Below are 18,547 nucleotides of genomic sequence, written 5' to 3'. Positions count from 1 at the left end.
GCGGAAAAATCCACTGGCTGTTTTCTTTTATTTAACACCCTTAGGAGCTTCCTTCATCCTGATGACCTGGTCGGCGTTAGGCGTTACATACATCGTTTGCTGGTTATCGTATATAACAAATCCCGGTTTGGCACCGCTTGGTTTTTTTACATGCCTGATTTTGGTGAAATCAACAGGAACAGAGCTGGAGCTTTTTGCTTTGCTGTAATAAGCAGCGAGTACAGCTGCCTCTTGAATCGTTTCATCTGTTGGACGTTCATTGCGAATGACGACATGGGAGCCGGGAATGTCTTTTGTATGGAGCCAAATTTCATCTCTTCTTGCAAGTTTATTGGTTAAATAATCATTCTGTTTGTTGTTTTTGCCAACCAGTATTTCGTCTCCATCGGTAGAAAAATAGCTTTCTAGCTGCGGCTTTGCATTTGCTGGTTTCTTCATTCCTTTTTTCTGCTTTTGTTTGAGGTAGCCTTCTTCCTGAAGTTCCTCGCGGATTTCCTCGATATCTCTTGGAGAGGCGGAATGAAGCTGCTGCATGAGGGTATCGAAATACTCCGTCTCCGCCTTGGCCAAATCAATTTGTTCTTCGACAAACCCAATCGCATTCTTTGCTTTTTGGTATCGAGAAAAATACTTTTGGGCGTTCTCTGATGGTGACTTTAGCGGGTCAAGCGGGATCGTGACCATCCGTCCGTCTTCCTCATAATAATTGCTGACTTCGACTTCCTTCATCCCTTTTTCCATTTGATAAAGGTTCGCGGTTAAGAGCTCGCCAAACAACTGGTATCCTTCTGCCTTTTCACTTTCCTGAAGCGTTCTTTCAAGCTTTTTAATTTTCTTCTTATTCTTATCCATTTCATTGGCGATAAAGCGTTCAAGATCGTTTCCTTGCTGCTTCACCCTGTCCCGCTCGGCTTTTCCAAAATAGAATCGGTCGAGCAATTCACTTAAAGAAGCAAATGTCCGGGTCTCCCCTTTTAGGGAACTAAGCGGCAGCATATAAAATGATTCTTTGCTGCCATCATCAATAAGTGTTGGGCTGTAATCCTTTCTCTTAACCCTTTCCATCAAACCGAGGAATGCCCCAGGCAATGTCGAACGATTGGCAAGACCAGCTTGGTGGACGGCTTCACGTGCGAATAATGGTGAAATACCCGAATAATGATGAACCAGCTGCTTATCCAACTGGCCGGCATTAAAATCAAGGTTACGCAGAATATCTTCTTCGGTAGCCTCTAATGGGTTGGCCTTTTCCTGGGATGGAGGGGCTTTATAAAGCTGCCCCGGCAGTACGGCACGATAACTGCTGACTGCATAGGAGACATGCTTTATGCTATCTATAATCATATTTTTCTCTTTATCAAGCAGAATGATATTGCTGTGCCTTCCCATGATTTCTACGATCAGCTGTTTTACCGAGACATCCCCCAGCTCATTCCGTCCTTTTACTTCAAAAATAACAACCCTGTCTAGTCCGGATTGATAAATATTTTCAATCACATAGCCTTCAAGATGCTTCCTCATAAGCATGCAGAACATTGGGGGTTCTTTTGGATTTTCGTAGCTTTCTTGTGTGATCTGCATCCTTGCATAGCTTGGATGGGCGGAAAGCAATAGCTTATGGTTTTTTCCGCCCGCTCGAATAACAAGGATTGCTTCATTTTTATATGGCTGATGAATTTTATTAATACGGCCTCCCTTGAGAAGGCCAGAAATTTCTTCGGTCATTGCTTTTGTGAACAAACCATCGAAAGACATTGGCGTTACTTCCTTTGCAATAAAATAAAAAATGAAAGCCTTTAATTTCAGTTATAGCTGCTTAGGCATGTCCCCTCATTATAAGGAGCATTGGCAGTTATGTAAAATATTTTCCCTAATGCATTCACACTAAAAGTATAGCATTTTTTAGGACGAGTCTGAATAAGCATGGAAGGAGAAAAGGAAAGTTCTATTCTATTCGCGAGGGATGTGTGATACGTAATGAAGTTCCGTGAAATGGATACAGTGGACATTGAAGCAGCTCTTCAAACCAGCATGGAAAAGGGTTTAAGAGAAGACGAGGCAAGAAAAAGGCAGCAAAAGCAAGGGTTTAATGAACTTCAAGAAGGAGAAAAACAATCCGCCCTCCTGTTGTTTTTCTCCCAATTTAAAGACTTTATGGTCCTGGTGCTCCTAGCGGCTACATTGATTTCGGGCTTGCTTGGCGAATATATCGATTCGATAGCGATTATCGCCATCATATTGATAAATGGATTCCTTGGCTTTTTCCAGGAACGGAAGGCGGAGAAATCGCTGGATGCACTGAAACAAATGGCAGCGCCCCAAGTCCATGCCCTGCGTGATGGGAAGTGGGTTAAAATGCCTTCGAGGGAAGTGGTTGTAGGTGACGTCTTGAAGTTCACAAGCGGCGACCGCATTGGTGCTGATTTAAGAATTATGGAATCGTCCAGCCTGGAGATAGAGGAATCGGCACTTACAGGAGAGTCTGTCCCGGCCGTTAAGTTTGCCCAACCAATCAGGCATGCTGTAGACAGTATAGGTGATGAACAAAATATGGCGTTTATGGGAACGATGGTCACCAGGGGAAGCGGTGTCGGAATAGTCACTGCCACAGGCATGAATACAGCTATGGGAAAGATTGCGGATATGCTTCAATCAGCGGAAACGATGGCCACCCCGCTGCAACGTCGCCTGGAGCAGCTTGGAAAGATTCTGATCATCACCGCTTTGTTTTTGACGCTTCTCGTTGTGGTAATTGGGGTAATACAAGGAAACGACTTATATACGATGTTTTTGGCAGGTGTCTCGCTTGCGGTCGCAGCTATTCCAGAAGGGCTTCCGGCAATCGTTACCGTTGCGCTTTCTCTAGGCGTACAGAGGATGATCAAACAAAAGTCGATTGTCCGCAAGCTGCCAGCCGTTGAAACATTAGGATGTGCTTCTGTCATCTGCTCTGATAAAACAGGGACAATGACCCAGAATAAGATGACGGTAACGCATCTATGGAGTGGCGGAAAAACGTGGAATGTGACAGGGACCGGCTATGAACCTAATGGAAGTTTTATGGAACAAAACTCGGCGGTAAATCCGAAGCAGGAGAAATCGCTTCATCAGCTTTTGACATTCGGCATGCTTTGTAATAACTCCGAACTCGTGGAGAATGATGGGAAATATGTGCTCGATGGCGACCCAACCGAAGGCGCACTCCTTGTTGCAGCAATGAAAGCAGGGCTGACGCGAGATATCTTAAAACAAAAGTTTACCATTGTAAAAGAATTCCCATTTGACTCCACGCGCAAAATGATGAGTGTCATAGTCAAGGATGAAAACGGAAAACAATTTGTTGTCACAAAAGGGGCACCGGATGTACTAATATCCCAGTGTGAAACCATTTTATGGAACGGGCAGGCCCAAGGCTTGACGAAAGACTTTAAATATACTGTGCAAACCGCAATCGATGGGCTGGCCGACCAGGCCCTTAGAACAATTGCTGTTGGTTTTAAACCGATCGGGACAACAACCGTCCTATTAGATGAAAGAGAAGCTGAAAAAGGGCTTACCTTTATTGGACTCCAAGGCATGATTGATCCTCCGCGCCCGGAAGTCCAGGGAGCGGTTAAGGAATGCCGTGAGGCCGGCATCAAGACAGTGATGATCACAGGTGACCATGTTTCCACTGCCAAAGCAATTGCAAAGCAGTTAGGTATTTTAAGAGGAAATGACAAAGTGCTTGAAGGAAAGACTTTATCAGATATGTCCGTGGACGAATTGGAAGAGGTGGTGCAAGATGTATCTGTTTTTGCCCGCGTATCCCCAGAGCATAAACTGAAAATTGTCAAAGCGCTGCAAAATAAGGGACATGTTGTTGCTATGACAGGTGATGGGGTAAACGATGCCCCGGCTATTAAATCTGCTGACATCGGGATTTCGATGGGAATCACCGGTACCGATGTTGCCAAGGAAGCATCTTCTCTTATACTGTTGGATGATAATTTTGCGACGATAAAAGCAGCAATAAAAGAAGGACGGAATATCTACGAAAATATCCGAAAATTTATCAGGTATCTGCTGGCCTCGAATGTAGGTGAAATCCTGGTGATGTTTTTTGCGATGATCATGGCCTTGCCTTTGCCACTCGTCCCGATTCAGATTCTTTGGGTGAACCTGGTTACAGATGGCCTTCCGGCTATGGCGCTTGGACTGGACAAACCGGAGGGCGATGTCATGAAAAGGGGGCCGCGCAGCCCGAAAGAAGGCGTATTTGCCCGTGGGCTTGGCTGGAAAATCATTTCACGCGGATTTTTAATAGGAATTTCCACTCTGATTGCTTTCATCGTTGTATATAAAGCCAATCCAGATAATCTTCCATATGCACAGACAGTCGCTTTTGCCACACTTGTTTTGGCACAGCTGATCCATGTATTTGATTGCCGCAGTGAAAAGTCAATATTCTCGCGGAACCCATTTGGCAATCAATATCTAGTCTGGGCGGTTATTTCTTCACTTCTGTTGATGATGGTCGTATTATACTATCCGCCGCTACAGACCATATTCCATACCATGGCAATCCAGCCTAGAGACTGGCTGTTAATCATAGGCATGGCATCCATTCCAACTTTTTTATTGGCTGGTTCATTTTTGGTGTCGAAATCAAAATAAATTATGATATAATTCAAAAGGTAGTAGAGCCTTCTCTATTACCTTTTTATTTTTATCGTTTAAAACAGCTTATACAGCCACATAAATCGATTAAAAATTAATAGTTACGTTATTGCAGGGTTAGGAAGTGGTGCAATGGTTGTAAGTATGACAGGATACGGGATCGGCCATGCGGAAAATGCGGGCATCAAGGTGACCGTGGAAATAAAAACCGTTAACCATCGTTTCTGTGAATATCATATAAGGATGCCTCGATCGTTAATTTTTTTAGAGGATCGAGTTAAAAAGAAAGCCAATGAATACATAAGAAGGGGCCGGGTTGAAATATTTATCATGATTGAAGGCGGGGCCCTCGCGACGAAACGGCTCAAGGTTGACTGGGCGCTCGCTGACCAATACATGGAAGGCATGCATGAGTTGAAAGACAGATACGGCCTTGATTCTTCCGCTTCTGCTCCGGATCTATTGCACATCGCCGATATTTTTTCTGTGGAGGATGAGCAGTCTGTCAATGAGGACATTGAACCTTTGCTGCTTACTGCCTGTGAAGCGGCACTGATCAATGTACAGAATATGAGGACCCTAGAGGGCAGAGAGCTAAAGAATGACCTATCCAGGCAGCTTAAAAAAATAAATGCCATTCTATCAAGCCTAACAAAATATGCTCCTTTTGTATCTGAGCAATACAAGGCAAAGTTAAAAGCAAGAATATCCGAGTTTACAGCAGGGCTGGTCGATGAAACCAGGCTCTTGACCGAGGTTGCAATTTTTGCGGATAAATCCGATATAAACGAGGAGCTTACACGCCTTTCAAGCCATCTTATCCAATTCTCCGCCACTCTTGAAAAAGAAGAGCCGATAGGCAGGCAACTCGATTTTCTCGTCCAGGAAATGAACCGTGAAGCAAATACAATCGGATCAAAGGCAAATGATGCAGTGATCACGAAAGAAGTTGTTGAATTGAAAAGCTTGCTTGAAAAAATAAAAGAACAGTCCCAAAATATCGAGTAGCTTGTTTATGGTACTTATTTCAAGGTCACAATAGAATATGATTGGGGGACAAAAATGTCTATCAAGCTCATCAATATCGGTTTTGGGAATATTGTTTCCGCCAACCGGATTGTGTCGATTGTGAGCCCAGAGTCGGCTCCAATAAAAAGAATTATCCAGGACGCCCGTGAGCGCGGCTCCCTGGTGGATGCTACATATGGAAGAAGGACGCGGGCCGTTATCATCACTGATAGCGACCATGTCATCCTGTCTGCGGTCCAGCCTGAAACCGTGGCTGCCCGCCTTCATGACCGGGATGACAGCGTAGAAGAGGGGTAAAGAGACTATATGAGAGAAAAAGGCTTGCTAATCGTATTATCCGGTCCATCAGGTGTTGGAAAAGGAACGGTCAGAAAAGAAATCTTCGCGCGTCCCGACACTGCTTTTGAGTATTCGATCTCTATGACAACTCGAAAGCCGCGTGAGGGGGAAGTAAATGGCTTGGATTACTTTTTCAAGACCCGCGAGGAATTCGAAGCGCTGATCGAGCAGGATAAGCTACTCGAGTATGCGGAATTTGTCGGCAACTATTATGGGACTCCCGTAGATTATGTGAGGGAAACCATGGAAGCTGGAAAAGATGTTTTTCTGGAAATTGAAGTCCAGGGAGCAAGGCAGGTCCGTAAAAAATTCCCGGAAGGCCTGTTCATTTTCCTTGCGCCGCCAAGCCTTTCTGAACTGCAGAACCGCATCGTCACCCGGGGTACTGAAACCGAGGACGTGATCCTGAGGAGAATGAAGGCAGCCAAGGAAGAAATCGAAATGATGGACTTATACGATTATGTAGTGGAAAATGATACAGTAACGGCAGCATGCGACAGGATCAACGCAATCGTTGTTGCGGAGCATTGCCGCAGGGAAAGAGTTTCTGCCCGATATAAAAAAATGCTGGAGGAAAAATGATATGTTATACCCTTCTATCGATTCATTGCTGGAAAAAATTGATTCCAAGTATTCCCTTGTATCCGTGGCCGCAAAACGTGCCCGTCAAATGCAGATGAACGATGACGCAAGGATTGAAAAGCCGGTTTCCTATAAAAGTGTAGGCCGTGCCCTCGAGGAAATAAACGCAGGGAAACTTAAATATAAAAACCAATATGAAGAAAAATAAGTGCTCTTCCGAGGGTCGGACACCTTCCAAACTGTGATATTAGCAACTTGATTGTGCTGAAATCATAGTAAAGGGGTTCCGGCCCTTTGTTCGCTTAAAGGAAGTATAAGTTGGCAGCAACAAGCATTACTTTCCTGGATAAACTGCAAGTTATACAGATTGAACTGTTTCTTGATTTTGCTGTCTGAAATCGGGACAGCATACGGGCAAAATACCATACTTCATTAAAATTCAACCCTACTTCGACATAGGGACCAAGTAGCGACCCAGGTTGAGAGTAATGAAGTGAAAACAGGCTAAGTACTCCATCTCCTTATGACTTCGCCTGTATGACTCCTGCTTTGTATCGTACGAGGTCGAAGCCTTCCTTGCTCCTGTGCACCCGGGCTACTTCACTGTCATCGCCTTTTCAAGGCTCGCCAATCGGCGAGTTTTCTTTCATTTGATTTCTTTAAAGGTGAAAAAAACGCTGCAATCCTGCATAATAAGACAAAAGAACGATTAGTTAGGGGAAATGACCATGCTTACAGATAAAAGAATCCTGCTTTGTGTGACGGGAGGCATCGCTGTATACAAAGCTGCCGCATTAACAAGCAAACTGACCCAGGCGGGTGCGGCAGTGAAGGTGATCATGAGTGAATCAGCCTGTAAATTCGTTGCTCCACTGACTTTTCAGGCACTATCACGGCATGATGTGTATACAGATACCTTTGACGAAAAAAATGCAAACGTGATTGCCCATATCGACCTTGCTGATTGGGCTGATGTTGTACTGGTGGCACCAGCTACGGCTAATGTTATCGGAAAGCTTGCGAACGGAATTGCCGATGACATGATAACCACTACATTGCTTGCTGTACGTGCCCCGGTATGGATTGCCCCGGCAATGAATGTAAATATGTATGCCCATCCTGCGGTGCAAAAAAATATGGAAACCTTAAAATCGTTCGGATATCAATTCATAGAGCCGTCTGAAGGCTATCTTGCATGTGGTTACGTGGGAAAGGGCCGGTTAGAGGAGCCTGAAACAATCGTGGCCAACCTGTCGGCTTTTTTTTCCGGAAAAAGGGAAAAGCCTCTGGCCGGAAAAAGAATCCTCATTACAGCAGGCCCGACGAGAGAAAATATTGATCCGGTCCGTTTTATATCGAACCGATCAACCGGAAAAATGGGGTATGCGATTGCGCAACAGGCTGAAAAGATGGGCGCAGAAGTCACATTGATTTCCGGACCAGTGTCTCTGGCCCCTCCATCAAATGTTTCTGTAATTAATGTGGAATCTGCCTCTGACATGTACGGGGAAGTTATGAAATGGTTCCCACAGGCGGATGCGGTTATCAAAACGGCTGCTGTCGCAGACTACACGCCAAAACGTTACCATGATCAAAAAATCAAGAAACAGCCGGGAGAAAATTCAATCGAGCTTAAGAGAACAATTGATATCCTAGGCGAGCTAGGCCGGGAGAAAGAAGAGCAGATACTCGTCGGTTTTGCCGCTGAAACGGAAAAAGTAGAGGAATATGCACGCGGGAAGCTTGAAAAGAAAAATGCGGATATGATTGTAGCGAATAATGTAACATCTGAAGGAGCAGGTTTTGGAACGGATACGAATATCGTTACTTTATTCAAGCGGGATGGCAGTAAAATGGAACTGCCGAAAATGTCGAAGTTGGAAGTGGCAGAGAATATTCTACTGGAAATAAGCCAGATGCTAAAAAAGGATTGATGATTCATGGGAATTGCATCTGTTATTGTAGATGTGCCAGCAAAACAAACAGACCGGGAATTTGACTACGCGATTCCACGAAAGTGGGAACATATCGTCCAGCCAGGCATGAGAGTGATTGTCCCGTTCGGTCCACGAATGGTACAGGGATTTGTCACTGGATTGAAAAATGTTACTGATGCAAAAAAATTACGTGAGATGAAAGAAATCTTGGACTTGGAACCTGTACTGAATGAGGAACTGCTCAACCTTGGCGGCTGGTTGACCGAAGAGACGATGTGTTTCAAGATCACTGCACTTCAAGCCATGCTTCCAGCGGCCCTGAAAGCAAAGTACGAAAAGGTTCTCCGGATTAGTACAGGCCGCTATGAAGAGCTGGAGGAAAACGTCCGGGACGTATTCAAGAAAAAAGATTTTATCCAGTGGAAGGAAGTCATGGAGTCCGACCATGCAGCTATGTTCCAAAAGCATGTCCGAAAGGGGAACCTGGAGGTTTTATATTTTGTTAAGGACAAAATGAACAAAAAGACGGTCCGTGTTGTCGAACCTCTTTTAGATAGGGAAGCGCTGGAGGAATATGCCCGGAATTTACCATCCAATGCGAAAAAGCAGCATCAGGTGGTACATTTCTTCATAGAAAATCCAAATAAAATCCTGATAAGGGATCTACTGGATAAGCTCCAGATTTCAAACGCTGTGATAAAGGCTCTTATCGATAAAAAAATCCTGGTTGAAAAAGAAGAGGAAATATACAGGGATCCTTATGAAAACAAGGTTTTTAAAGCAACAGCGCCCTTTACGCTGACGGAGGAGCAAGCCGATGCCCTTGCACCTATCAAGAAATCACTTCAAGATAATCGCCATGAAGTATTCTTATTATATGGTGTCACAGGAAGCGGAAAAACGGAGATTTATCTGCAGGCGATAGACGATGCCATCCAAAGGGGCGAAGAGGCAATCATGCTTGTTCCTGAAATTTCCTTGACGCCGCAAACGGTAAAAAGATTTAAGGAACGATTCGGCAATCAAGTCGCCGTTATGCACAGTGGTTTGTCAATTGGGGAAAAATACGATGAGTGGCGGAAAATCCATCGTAAGGAAGTGAAGGTGGTAGTCGGAGCCAGGTCGGCAATTTTTGCCCCTTTTGAAAACCTTGGGATCATCATCATTGATGAGGAGCATGAATCAAGCTATAAACAGGAAGAAACGCCGAGATACCATGCGCGCGATGTTGCCATTCAACGGGCAAAACACCATAATTGTCCTGTCATCCTTGGAAGTGCAACACCTGCTTTGGAATCATTTGCACGGGCAAAGAAGAATGTATACAGATTATTGACGTTGAGCAAACGAATGAATGACAGTAAGCTGCCCCAAGTTGACATCGTCGATATGAGGGAAGAGCTACGCAAAGGGAATCGCTCAATGTTTTCCAAAGCTCTTTTTGCTAAATTGACGGACAGGCTGGAAAAAGGGGAACAGACCGTACTCTTATTAAATAAAAGAGGGCATTCTTCCTTTGTTATGTGCCGCAGCTGCGGATTGGTCACGAATTGTCCCAATTGTGATATATCGTTAACGTACCACCGCTATAATGATTCCCTAAAATGCCATTATTGCGGCCATGAAGAACGAATGCCCCAGGTGTGCCCAGAATGCGGGAGTGACCATATCAGATTCTTTGGGACGGGAACCCAAAAGGTAGAGGAAGAATTGGCAAAAATTCTCCCGGAGGCCCGGGTGATCAGGATGGATGTGGACACGACCAGCAAAAAGGGCTCGCATGAACGGCTCCTTAATGCTTTTCAGGAAGGGCATGCAGATATTTTGCTAGGCACCCAGATGATTGCTAAGGGGCTCGACTTTCCGAACATTACCCTTGTAGGCGTGTTATCCGCTGATACGATGCTCCACCTTCCTGATTTCCGCTCGTCGGAAAAGACCTTCCAGCTTTTGACCCAGGTGAGCGGGAGGGCAGGGCGGCATAAGCTTGCAGGGGAAGTAATCATCCAAACTTATACCCCTGAGCACTATAGCATTGAGCTGTCAGCCGAGCAGGACTTTGATGCATTTTATGAGCGGGAGATGTTTATCAGAAGGCAGAGCCATTACCCGCCGTATTATTATCTTGCACTTATAAATGTATCACATGAAGATTTGATGAAAGCGGTGGCGACCACAGAGAAAATCACTAAGTATGTAACCGCAGGCCTTAGCCCGGAAGCAATCGTCCTTGGGCCGGTCGCTTCGCCGATAAGCAGGATCAACAATAGATATCGCTACCAATGTTTGATAAAATACAAGCGGGAACCGCAACTGAAGAAACTGTTGCGGACGGTCCTCGAACACTATCAACAGGAGACAGCACAAAATATGCTGCAAATCTCAATAGATTTGAATCCGCAGATTATGATGTGACAGGCAATTTTCTACGCTTTTGGCTTTTCTTATTAGGAGGTTTATTTTTCTTTGGCTATTTTACCAATCGTTATGTTTCCGGATAAAATTCTGAAACAAAAATGCGCAAAAGTAACAAGTTTTGATAGAAATTTGGCAAAGCTGTTAAATAACATGCATGAAACAATGCTTGAAGCTGATGGGGTTGGCCTCGCCGCACCCCAGGTTGGCGTGAAGAAACAAATTGCCGTGGTTGATATAGGGGACGATACTGGAATTATTGAAATGGTCAACCCAGAAATTATGGAAGCATCAGGTGAACAGACCGATCCGGAAGGGTGCCTTAGTTTTCCTGGTGTATACGGGGAAGTAACTCGCCCCTATAAAGTTAAAATCCGGGCGCAGGACCGTTTTGGGAGAATCTATGAGCGTGAAGCCGAGGATTTCCTTGCCCGGGCGATTCAGCACGAAATAGACCATTTGAATGGTGTATTATTTACAAGCAAGGTTTCCAAATACTTAACTGAAGAAGAGTTGGAAAGGTATGGAGAAGAATGACGAAAATAGTCTTTATGGGCACACCTGACTTTTCCGTTCCGGTACTGCAAAGAATCATCCGGGATGGCTATGAAGTAATCGGTGTCGTAACTCAGCCCGACAGGCCGGTTGGCAGAAAAAAAGTACTGACCCCTCCTCCAGTAAAGGTAGAGGCCCAAAAGCACGGCATCTCGGTATTTCAGCCGGAAAAGATAAGAAACCAAGAAGAAATGGATGAAATCATCGCGCTGGATGCAGATTTAATCATTACGGCGGCTTTTGGACAAATATTGCCGAAGGAACTCCTGGAGGCGCCACAGTTCGGCTGCATCAATGTGCATGCTTCCCTTCTTCCTGAGCTACGAGGAGGCGCGCCAATCCATTACTCTATATTACAGGGGAAAGAAAAAACGGGCATAACCATTATGTACATGGCCGAAAAGCTCGATGCCGGCGATATATTAACCCAAGAGGAAGTCAAGATCGAAGAAGATGATAATGTAGGGACACTACATGATAAACTGAGCGCTCTTGGCGCCGATTTATTGTCCGAAACCATTCCATTAATCATTAATGGAGAGATTACTCCTATCAAACAGGATGATAATAAAGCGACTTTTGCCCCGAATATAAAACGTGAACAGGAGAAAATAGACTGGGACCGCAGCGGGGAAGAGATTTATAACCATATCCGCGGTTTGAACCCATGGCCGGTTGCTTACACCTTATTGAACGGAAATATCATGAAAATATGGGAAGCAAATAAGCTCAAGCCGGGGAAGAGTGGGGTTCCAGGTGAAATTCTCGATGTGGACCAGAACGGTATGCTGGTTGCTACGGGAAATGAAACATCCATCCTAATCACCGTGCTGCAGCCTTCAGGCAAGAAAAAAATGAAGGCAGGTGACTATCTGCACGGCGCCGGGTCATTTATAAAGCCGGGAATGAAGTTAGGAGAAAAACATGAAACAAACTAAAAAGACGGTGCGTGAAATTGCGCTCGATGTACTTGAATCGGTCGAGAAAAACCAATCTTACAGCAATCTATTGTTAAATTCGATGATTAAAAAACATGGCCTCGAAGGTCCGGACAGCGGTTTGCTGACAGAAATCATTTATGGAACGATTCAGAGAAAAATGACACTTGATTATTATCTTCAGCCTTTTATAAAAAACCAAAAGAAGACACAGTCCTGGGTCATTAGCCTTCTTAGGATGTCCCTTTATCAAATGGTCTTTTTAGATAAGATTCCAGACCATGCCATTCTTTTCGAAGGGGTTGAAATTGCAAAGAACCGCGGGCATAAAGGGATCTCTTCTATGGTTAATGGAGTGCTTAGAAATATTCAGCGAAAAGGAATCCCTTCACTCGAAGCAATCGAGGATGAAGCAGAACGGCTGTCCATTGAAACGAGCCACCCTATTTGGCTGGTGAAAAGATGGATCAATCAATTTGGGTTTGAGAAAACAAAAGAAATGTGTGAAATCAATCTTGTTGCCCCACTTCAATCAGCCAGGGTAAATATCAAGAAATTATCTCGTGATGAGGCCATCAGTGCTTTAACTGAAGAAGGCTACCACGTGGAAAAAAGTGAAGTTGCGCCTGAAGCAATCCTCTGCTTAAGAGGTAACCTCGCATACTCAGAAAGTTATAAGATGGGTTACCTGACAATCCAGGATGAAAGCTCCATGCTCGTGGCCCATGCTCTTGGGGCTGCCGGCAACGATATGGTGCTGGACTGTTGTGCAGCTCCCGGAGGCAAAACGACCCATATTGCGGAAGGGTTGACAACCGGACAGGTGAATGCAATCGACCTTCATGAGCACAAAGTAAAACTGATCAATGAACAGGCGGAGCGGCTTGGATTAAGAAATATTAAAACCTATGCCGCAGACAGCCGTAAAGTTGGAGAGATATTCAGCAAAGAAGGTTTTGACAGGATCCTGGTGGATGCTCCCTGCTCCGGTTTTGGTGTCATGAGAAGAAAACCCGATGTAAAATACACAAAGTCACCGGAAGATGTCTCAAGATTATCCGCAATCCAGGAACAGCTCCTGGATGCAAGTGCGCCTCTTTTGAAAAAAGGCGGACGATTAATATATAGTACTTGCACGGTAGACCGTGAAGAAAATGAGCGAGTAGCCGCAAGCTTTTTGGAAAAGCATCCTGAATTTGAAGCGGATGTTACGCTGGCAGACAGATTGCCGGAAAACGTCAAACCGTTTGTAGAAGGATATTTCCTCCAGGTATTCCCGCAATATTTTAGCAGCGATGGGTTTTTCATCGCAAGCTTTAGGAAGAAGGTGCAATAATGGCAGAGATTACAACAACAAGAAAAAAGAAAGAAACAACACAGCGTAAGCCATCCATTTATTCGCTGGAATTACATGAAATAAAGGAATGGCTCACAGAAAATGGGGAAAAACCTTTTAGAGGGGAACAGATTTTTGAATGGCTTTATAAAAAACGGGTGAAGAGCTTCGAGGATATGTCAAACCTTTCAAAATCATTGAGAGAAAAGCTTGAAGATCAGTTTACAATCACAACTCTTAATACACTGATCCAGCAAACTTCTAAAGACGGAACAATCAAGTTCTTGTTTGAACTTCATGATGGGTCTTCTATTGAAACAGTATTAATGCGACATGATTATGGAAATTCTGTTTGTGTGACTACTCAGGTTGGCTGCCGCATTGGGTGTACTTTCTGTGCGTCCACTCTTGGGGGCTTAAAACGTAATCTTGAGGCAGGAGAAATTGTTGCCCAGGTAGTAAAAGTACAACAGGCGCTTGATGAAACTGATGAACGTGTAAGCTCCGTGGTTATCATGGGCATTGGCGAACCTTTCGATAATTACGAAGAGATGATGTCGTTTTTGAAAAATATCAACCATGAAAAAGGGCTAAACATCGGGGCACGCCATATTACTGTATCAACAAGCGGAATCATACCGAAAATTTACAAATTTGCTGATGAAAGCCTGCAAATAAACTTTGCTATTTCGTTGCATGCCCCAAATTCCGAATTAAGAACAAAACTGATGCCGATCAATCGTGCTTATAAGCTCCCAGACCTTATTGAAGCAGTAAAATATTATACGGAAAAGACCGGAAGAAGGATCAGCTTTGAATATGGGCTATTCGGCGGTGAAAATGACCAGGTGGAACATGCCGAACAACTCGCAGAACTGATCAAAGATATCAAATGCCATGTAAACTTGATACCAGTTAACTATGTACCTGAACGTAACTATGTACGAACACCTCGAGAACAAATATTTGCATTTGAAAAAACCTTGAAAAAGCGTGGAATTAATGTAACGATCCGAAGGGAACAGGGCCATGATATTGACGCGGCATGCGGCCAGCTTCGTGCGAAGGAGCGAAAAGAAGAAACGAGGTGAACCTATGAATGCAGTTTTTAAGACAGACCGCGGGAAGGTCCGCCAGCACAATGAGGATAATGGCGGGGTATTTATCAATCCGGAGGGTGTACGCTTTGCCATCGTTGCTGATGGCATGGGCGGACACCGCGCCGGTGATGTAGCAAGTCTAATGGCGGTTGAAATTTTGAGTAAACACTGGCAGGAAAGTAAATCAATCCAAACGGCGCAAGAAGCGGAAAGCTGGCTCGTGAAGAATATCGAGAAAGTGAACCGGTCGCTTTTCGAGCACGCCCAGGAAAACACCGAATGCCAGGGCATGGGGACGACGATTGTAGCGGCCCTTTGTACCGATAAATTCGCGACCATCGCAAATATAGGCGACAGCCGCTGTTATTTAAATAATGAATCTGGTTTTAAGCAGGTCACCGAAGATCACTCTTTGGTTAACGAGCTTGTCCGGTCCGGCCAAATTACCAAGGAAGATGCAGAGCATCATCCGAGGAAGAATGTTTTACTACGTGCGTTGGGGACGGAACCAACTGTGGAAATGGATGTCAGAACGATTGTCTTTGAAGAAGGGGACACGCTAATCCTATGCTCGGATGGACTTTCTAACAAGGTATCGGAATCGGAAATGCTATCCATTGTGAGCGAAGATCGGACTCTTGATGAAAAAGCCGGTTTGCTAATCGATTTAGCCAACGATCACGGCGGTGAAGATAATATCACCCTTGCCATTGTCGGATATCAAGATAAAAGTGAAAGCGGGTGAAGCGGATGTTAATTGGGAGAAGAATTAACGGCCGTTACAAGCTTTTGGACATGGTTGGCGGCGGCGGCATGGCAAATGTGTATCTTGCCCGCGATATGATTCTTGAACGTGATGTGGCCCTAAAGATTCTCCGCATGGATTTTTCTAATGATGAACAGTTCATTAAACGCTTTAACAGGGAAGCACAATCGGCAACAAGCCTTGCCCATTCGAATATCGTAAGCATTTATGACGTTGGGGAAGAGGATGACATTTATTATATTGTTATGGAATACGTTAAGGGACTGACTCTTAAACAATACATACAGAAACACTACCCGATACCGATTGAAAAAGCGCTCGATATCATGAAGCAAATCACGGCTGCCATTGCTCACGCCCATCAAAACGGAATTATCCACAGAGATATCAAACCGCAAAATATTTTAATAGATGAAAAGGGCAATGTTAAAATTACCGATTTTGGTATTGCTATGGCGCTAAGTGCGACGAATATCACCCAAACAAACGCTGTACTCGGGTCTGTTCACTACCTTTCACCAGAGCAGGCGCGAGGTGGCATGGCCAATAAAAAATCGGATATTTACTCACTAGGCATCGTAATGTTTGAGTTGATGACAGGGCGGCTGCCTTTTTCAGGAGAATCGGCGGTTTCCATTGCCCTAAAGCATTTGCAGTCAGAAACGCCATCGCCAAAACGTTGGAATCCGGAAATACCGCAAAGTGTTGAGAATGTAATCCTGAAGGCCACAGCAAAGGATTCTTTTTATAGATACGAAAGTGTCGATGACATGCAGGATGATATTAGGACTGCACTAGATGTCGAGAGGCTTAACGAGAAACCGTTCCATATACCCGAAGATGCAGATGCCACCAAGGCAATTCCCATCATAACATCTGATGACGGAATTTCAGATAACACAGATGAAACCATTATCCGGGGCCCGGAGCGAATAATTGCTTTGGATGCGGACACGAAGCTTGTGGAGAAGGCTGAAAAACACAAGAATAAGAAGAAAAAGTACAAAGACGGTAAAAAGAAGAGTAAGCTTACGATACTCTTAGTTTCTACCTTTTTGATACTTGCAATACTGGGGATTTTAACCATTACTGTTTTCCCAAAGATGTTTGCCCCTGATGAATTAAAAGTCCCTGACGTATCAGGACAGGAAATGGATGATGCCATTACCATGCTCCTTGAAGCCGGATTGGAAGTTGGCAATACCATCCGGATTGAGGATGAGAAAATCGAAGACGGCAAAGTGATCAAAACAGATCCAGATGCAGGAACGGTAGTAAAAGAAGGTGCAACAGTAAATATATATCAAAGTTTAGGGAAAGAAAAAGTCGAGGTTTCCAATTATACAGAAAGAAACATAAAAGATGTGGAACCAATAATAAAAGAATTAGGCTTTAAGGATGTAAAGACTGCAGAAGAATTTGACGACAGTGAACCAGGGACGATCCTTTCCCAGGATCCTGGAGCGGGAAGCAAAGTAGTCCCGTCAGAAACCGAGTTTCATGTAACTATAAGCAAAGGACTGGAAAAATTTGCATTAAAGGATTTAACGAACTTTGACAGGGATAAGCTGGATGAGTATGAAAACGAGGCTGGAATCAATATAAACGTGGAAAGTGAAGTATTCCATGATTCAATAGGTAAAGGCTTGGTAATTTCACAAAATCCGGGGCCTTATGCTAGCATATCCAAAGGGAGCAAAGTAAATGTAGTCCTGTCAAAAGGTAAAGAGCAGCTCCCTCCAAAAGATGTTACGAAAGACATTGTCATCCCATATGCTCCGGAAGAACCAGGCAAACCCCAAGCAATAAAGATTTTCATAGAGGATATGACCCGCAGCATGACCGTGCCAGCTGAAACGTTTTCCATAGTGGAGCCTGCTAAACGGAGTTTGACTTTGACTGTAACTCAAGATAAGAAGGCTGGTTACAAGGTGATGAGGGATGATACTGTGCTCATCGATGAAGTGGTCCCATATCCTGAGTAATTCTGCATATAAAGGAGTGAACCTATGCCAGAAGGCAAAATTATTAAGGCGTTAAGTGGCTTTTATTATGTACTTGATGGGAAGGAAACAATCCAGTGTCGCGGCCGCGGGGTATTCCGTAAAAATAAAGTGACGCCTCTTGTAGGGGATTATGTTGTCTATCAAGCAGAAAATCCTACGGATGGATATATTTTAGAAATCAAAGACCGTAAAAATGAGCTTTTACGTCCCCCGATTGCGAATGTTGACCAGGCAGTCCTGGTTTTTTCCGCTGTCGAACCTGACTTTAGTACCGCACTGCTTGACCGTTTTCTTGTACTGATTGAAGATAAAGAAATCGATCCCATCATATGCATCAGCAAAATGGACCTTGTTCCTGAAGATCAAAAAAACGAACTAGAGGATTATGTGAAAGACTATGAGGCGATTGGATACCCTGTCTTGACCACTTCATCCGTAACTACCGATGGCATTGAACAATTGAAACCGTACCTACAAAATAAAATAAGCGTCTTTGCCGGCCAATCGGGTGTCGGTAAGTCCTCCCTGTTAAATGCAATTAACCCAGACCTGGAACTGAAGACCAATGACATTTCTTCACATCTTGGCAGAGGGAAGCATACAACAAGGCATGTTGAGTTGATCCATATCGGCACAGGGCTTGTTGCAGACACGCCCGGCTTCAGTTCACTGGAGTTTTTGGAGATCGAGGCTGACCGTCTGTCGTACTGTTTTCCTGATATTTACCGAACGGGGGAAAATTGTAAATTCCGGGGCTGTTTGCATGACAAGGAACCGAAATGCGCTGTCAAAGGGGCGGTAGAGGCAGGAGAAATCAAGCCTTATCGTTACACACATTATATACAATTCCTGGAAGAAATTAAAGAGAGAAAGCCGAGGTATTGA

The 18,547-nt window shown here is 44.3% G+C and carries 15 protein-coding genes; 14 read left to right on the top strand and 1 reads right to left on the bottom strand.

Annotated features, from left to right (window positions below):
- Positions 1-27 precede the first annotated feature (27 nt).
- Positions 28-1,755, bottom strand: coding sequence for an Rqc2 family fibronectin-binding protein (locus CUU64_RS08530; RefSeq protein ID WP_101633135.1), 1,728 nt, complete (start codon positions 1,753-1,755; stop codon positions 28-30).
- Positions 1,756-1,977: 222 nt separating this feature from the next.
- Here CUU64_RS08530 and CUU64_RS08525 point away from each other — a divergent pair, with 222 nt between their 5' ends.
- The 14 genes from CUU64_RS08525 to rsgA all read left to right on the top strand — a co-directional run bounded on the left by CUU64_RS08525 (position 1,978) and on the right by rsgA (position 18,547).
- On the top strand, positions 1,978-4,656 hold the full coding sequence (locus tag CUU64_RS08525; protein WP_101633134.1) for a calcium-translocating P-type ATPase, SERCA-type: 2,679 nt from the start codon (positions 1,978-1,980) through the stop codon (positions 4,654-4,656).
- Between the two features lie 135 nt (positions 4,657-4,791).
- Positions 4,792-5,667 (top strand): YicC/YloC family endoribonuclease, encoded by an 876-nt coding sequence (locus CUU64_RS08520; RefSeq protein ID WP_101633133.1) that lies wholly within the window; start codon positions 4,792-4,794, stop codon positions 5,665-5,667.
- A 54-nt stretch (positions 5,668-5,721) separates the two neighbouring features.
- Entirely contained in the window at positions 5,722-5,985 is a 264-nt protein-coding gene (gene remA, locus CUU64_RS08515; protein WP_101633132.1) for an extracellular matrix/biofilm regulator RemA, read from the top strand.
- A 9-nt stretch (positions 5,986-5,994) separates the two neighbouring features.
- Complete coding sequence (gene gmk, locus CUU64_RS08510) at positions 5,995-6,609, top strand: guanylate kinase (RefSeq protein ID WP_101633131.1); 615 nt, start codon at positions 5,995-5,997, stop codon at positions 6,607-6,609.
- Position 6,610: 1 nt separating this feature from the next.
- Positions 6,611-6,817 (top strand): DNA-directed RNA polymerase subunit omega, encoded by a 207-nt coding sequence (gene rpoZ / locus CUU64_RS08505; protein WP_101633130.1) that lies wholly within the window; start codon positions 6,611-6,613, stop codon positions 6,815-6,817.
- A 520-nt stretch (positions 6,818-7,337) separates the two neighbouring features.
- The gene (gene coaBC / locus CUU64_RS08500) at positions 7,338-8,543 is read left to right on the top strand and encodes a bifunctional phosphopantothenoylcysteine decarboxylase/phosphopantothenate--cysteine ligase CoaBC (RefSeq protein WP_101633129.1); all 1,206 of its coding nucleotides are present in this window, start codon (positions 7,338-7,340) and stop codon (positions 8,541-8,543) included.
- Between the two features lie 6 nt (positions 8,544-8,549).
- Positions 8,550-10,961, top strand: coding sequence for a primosomal protein N' (priA, locus tag CUU64_RS08495; RefSeq protein WP_101633128.1), 2,412 nt, complete (start codon positions 8,550-8,552; stop codon positions 10,959-10,961).
- Positions 10,962-11,012: 51 nt separating this feature from the next.
- Entirely contained in the window at positions 11,013-11,498 is a 486-nt protein-coding gene (def, locus tag CUU64_RS08490; RefSeq protein WP_101633127.1) for a peptide deformylase, read from the top strand.
- Positions 11,495-12,454 (top strand): methionyl-tRNA formyltransferase, encoded by a 960-nt coding sequence (gene fmt, locus CUU64_RS08485; protein WP_101633126.1) that lies wholly within the window; start codon positions 11,495-11,497, stop codon positions 12,452-12,454. The genes def and fmt overlap by 4 nt, the downstream gene beginning before the upstream one ends.
- Positions 12,441-13,790, top strand: coding sequence for a 16S rRNA (cytosine(967)-C(5))-methyltransferase RsmB (gene rsmB, locus CUU64_RS08480; protein WP_101633125.1), 1,350 nt, complete (start codon positions 12,441-12,443; stop codon positions 13,788-13,790). Before fmt ends, rsmB begins: the two co-directional genes overlap by 14 nt.
- Positions 13,790-14,881 (top strand): dual-specificity RNA methyltransferase RlmN, encoded by a 1,092-nt coding sequence (gene rlmN / locus CUU64_RS08475; protein WP_101633124.1) that lies wholly within the window; start codon positions 13,790-13,792, stop codon positions 14,879-14,881. The genes rsmB and rlmN overlap by 1 nt, the downstream gene beginning before the upstream one ends.
- Positions 14,882-14,885: 4 nt before the next feature.
- Positions 14,886-15,635 carry a Stp1/IreP family PP2C-type Ser/Thr phosphatase gene (locus CUU64_RS08470; protein WP_101633123.1) on the top strand — a complete coding sequence of 250 codons (750 nt, stop codon included), beginning with the start codon at positions 14,886-14,888 and terminating at the stop codon, positions 15,633-15,635.
- A 5-nt stretch (positions 15,636-15,640) separates the two neighbouring features.
- A complete protein-coding gene (gene pknB, locus CUU64_RS08465; protein WP_101633122.1) occupies positions 15,641-17,641 on the top strand; it encodes a Stk1 family PASTA domain-containing Ser/Thr kinase in 2,001 nt (666 codons plus the stop codon).
- Between the two features lie 24 nt (positions 17,642-17,665).
- Entirely contained in the window at positions 17,666-18,547 is an 882-nt protein-coding gene (rsgA, locus tag CUU64_RS08460; protein ID WP_101633121.1) for a ribosome small subunit-dependent GTPase A, read from the top strand.

This window comes from Bacillus sp. V5-8f (assembly GCF_002863565.1).
In the GTDB taxonomy this organism is placed as follows: domain Bacteria; phylum Bacillota; class Bacilli; order Bacillales; family DSM-1321; genus Peribacillus.
The sequence above is the reverse complement of the archived record's forward strand: the minus strand, read 5'-3'. Positions and strand labels throughout refer to the sequence as shown.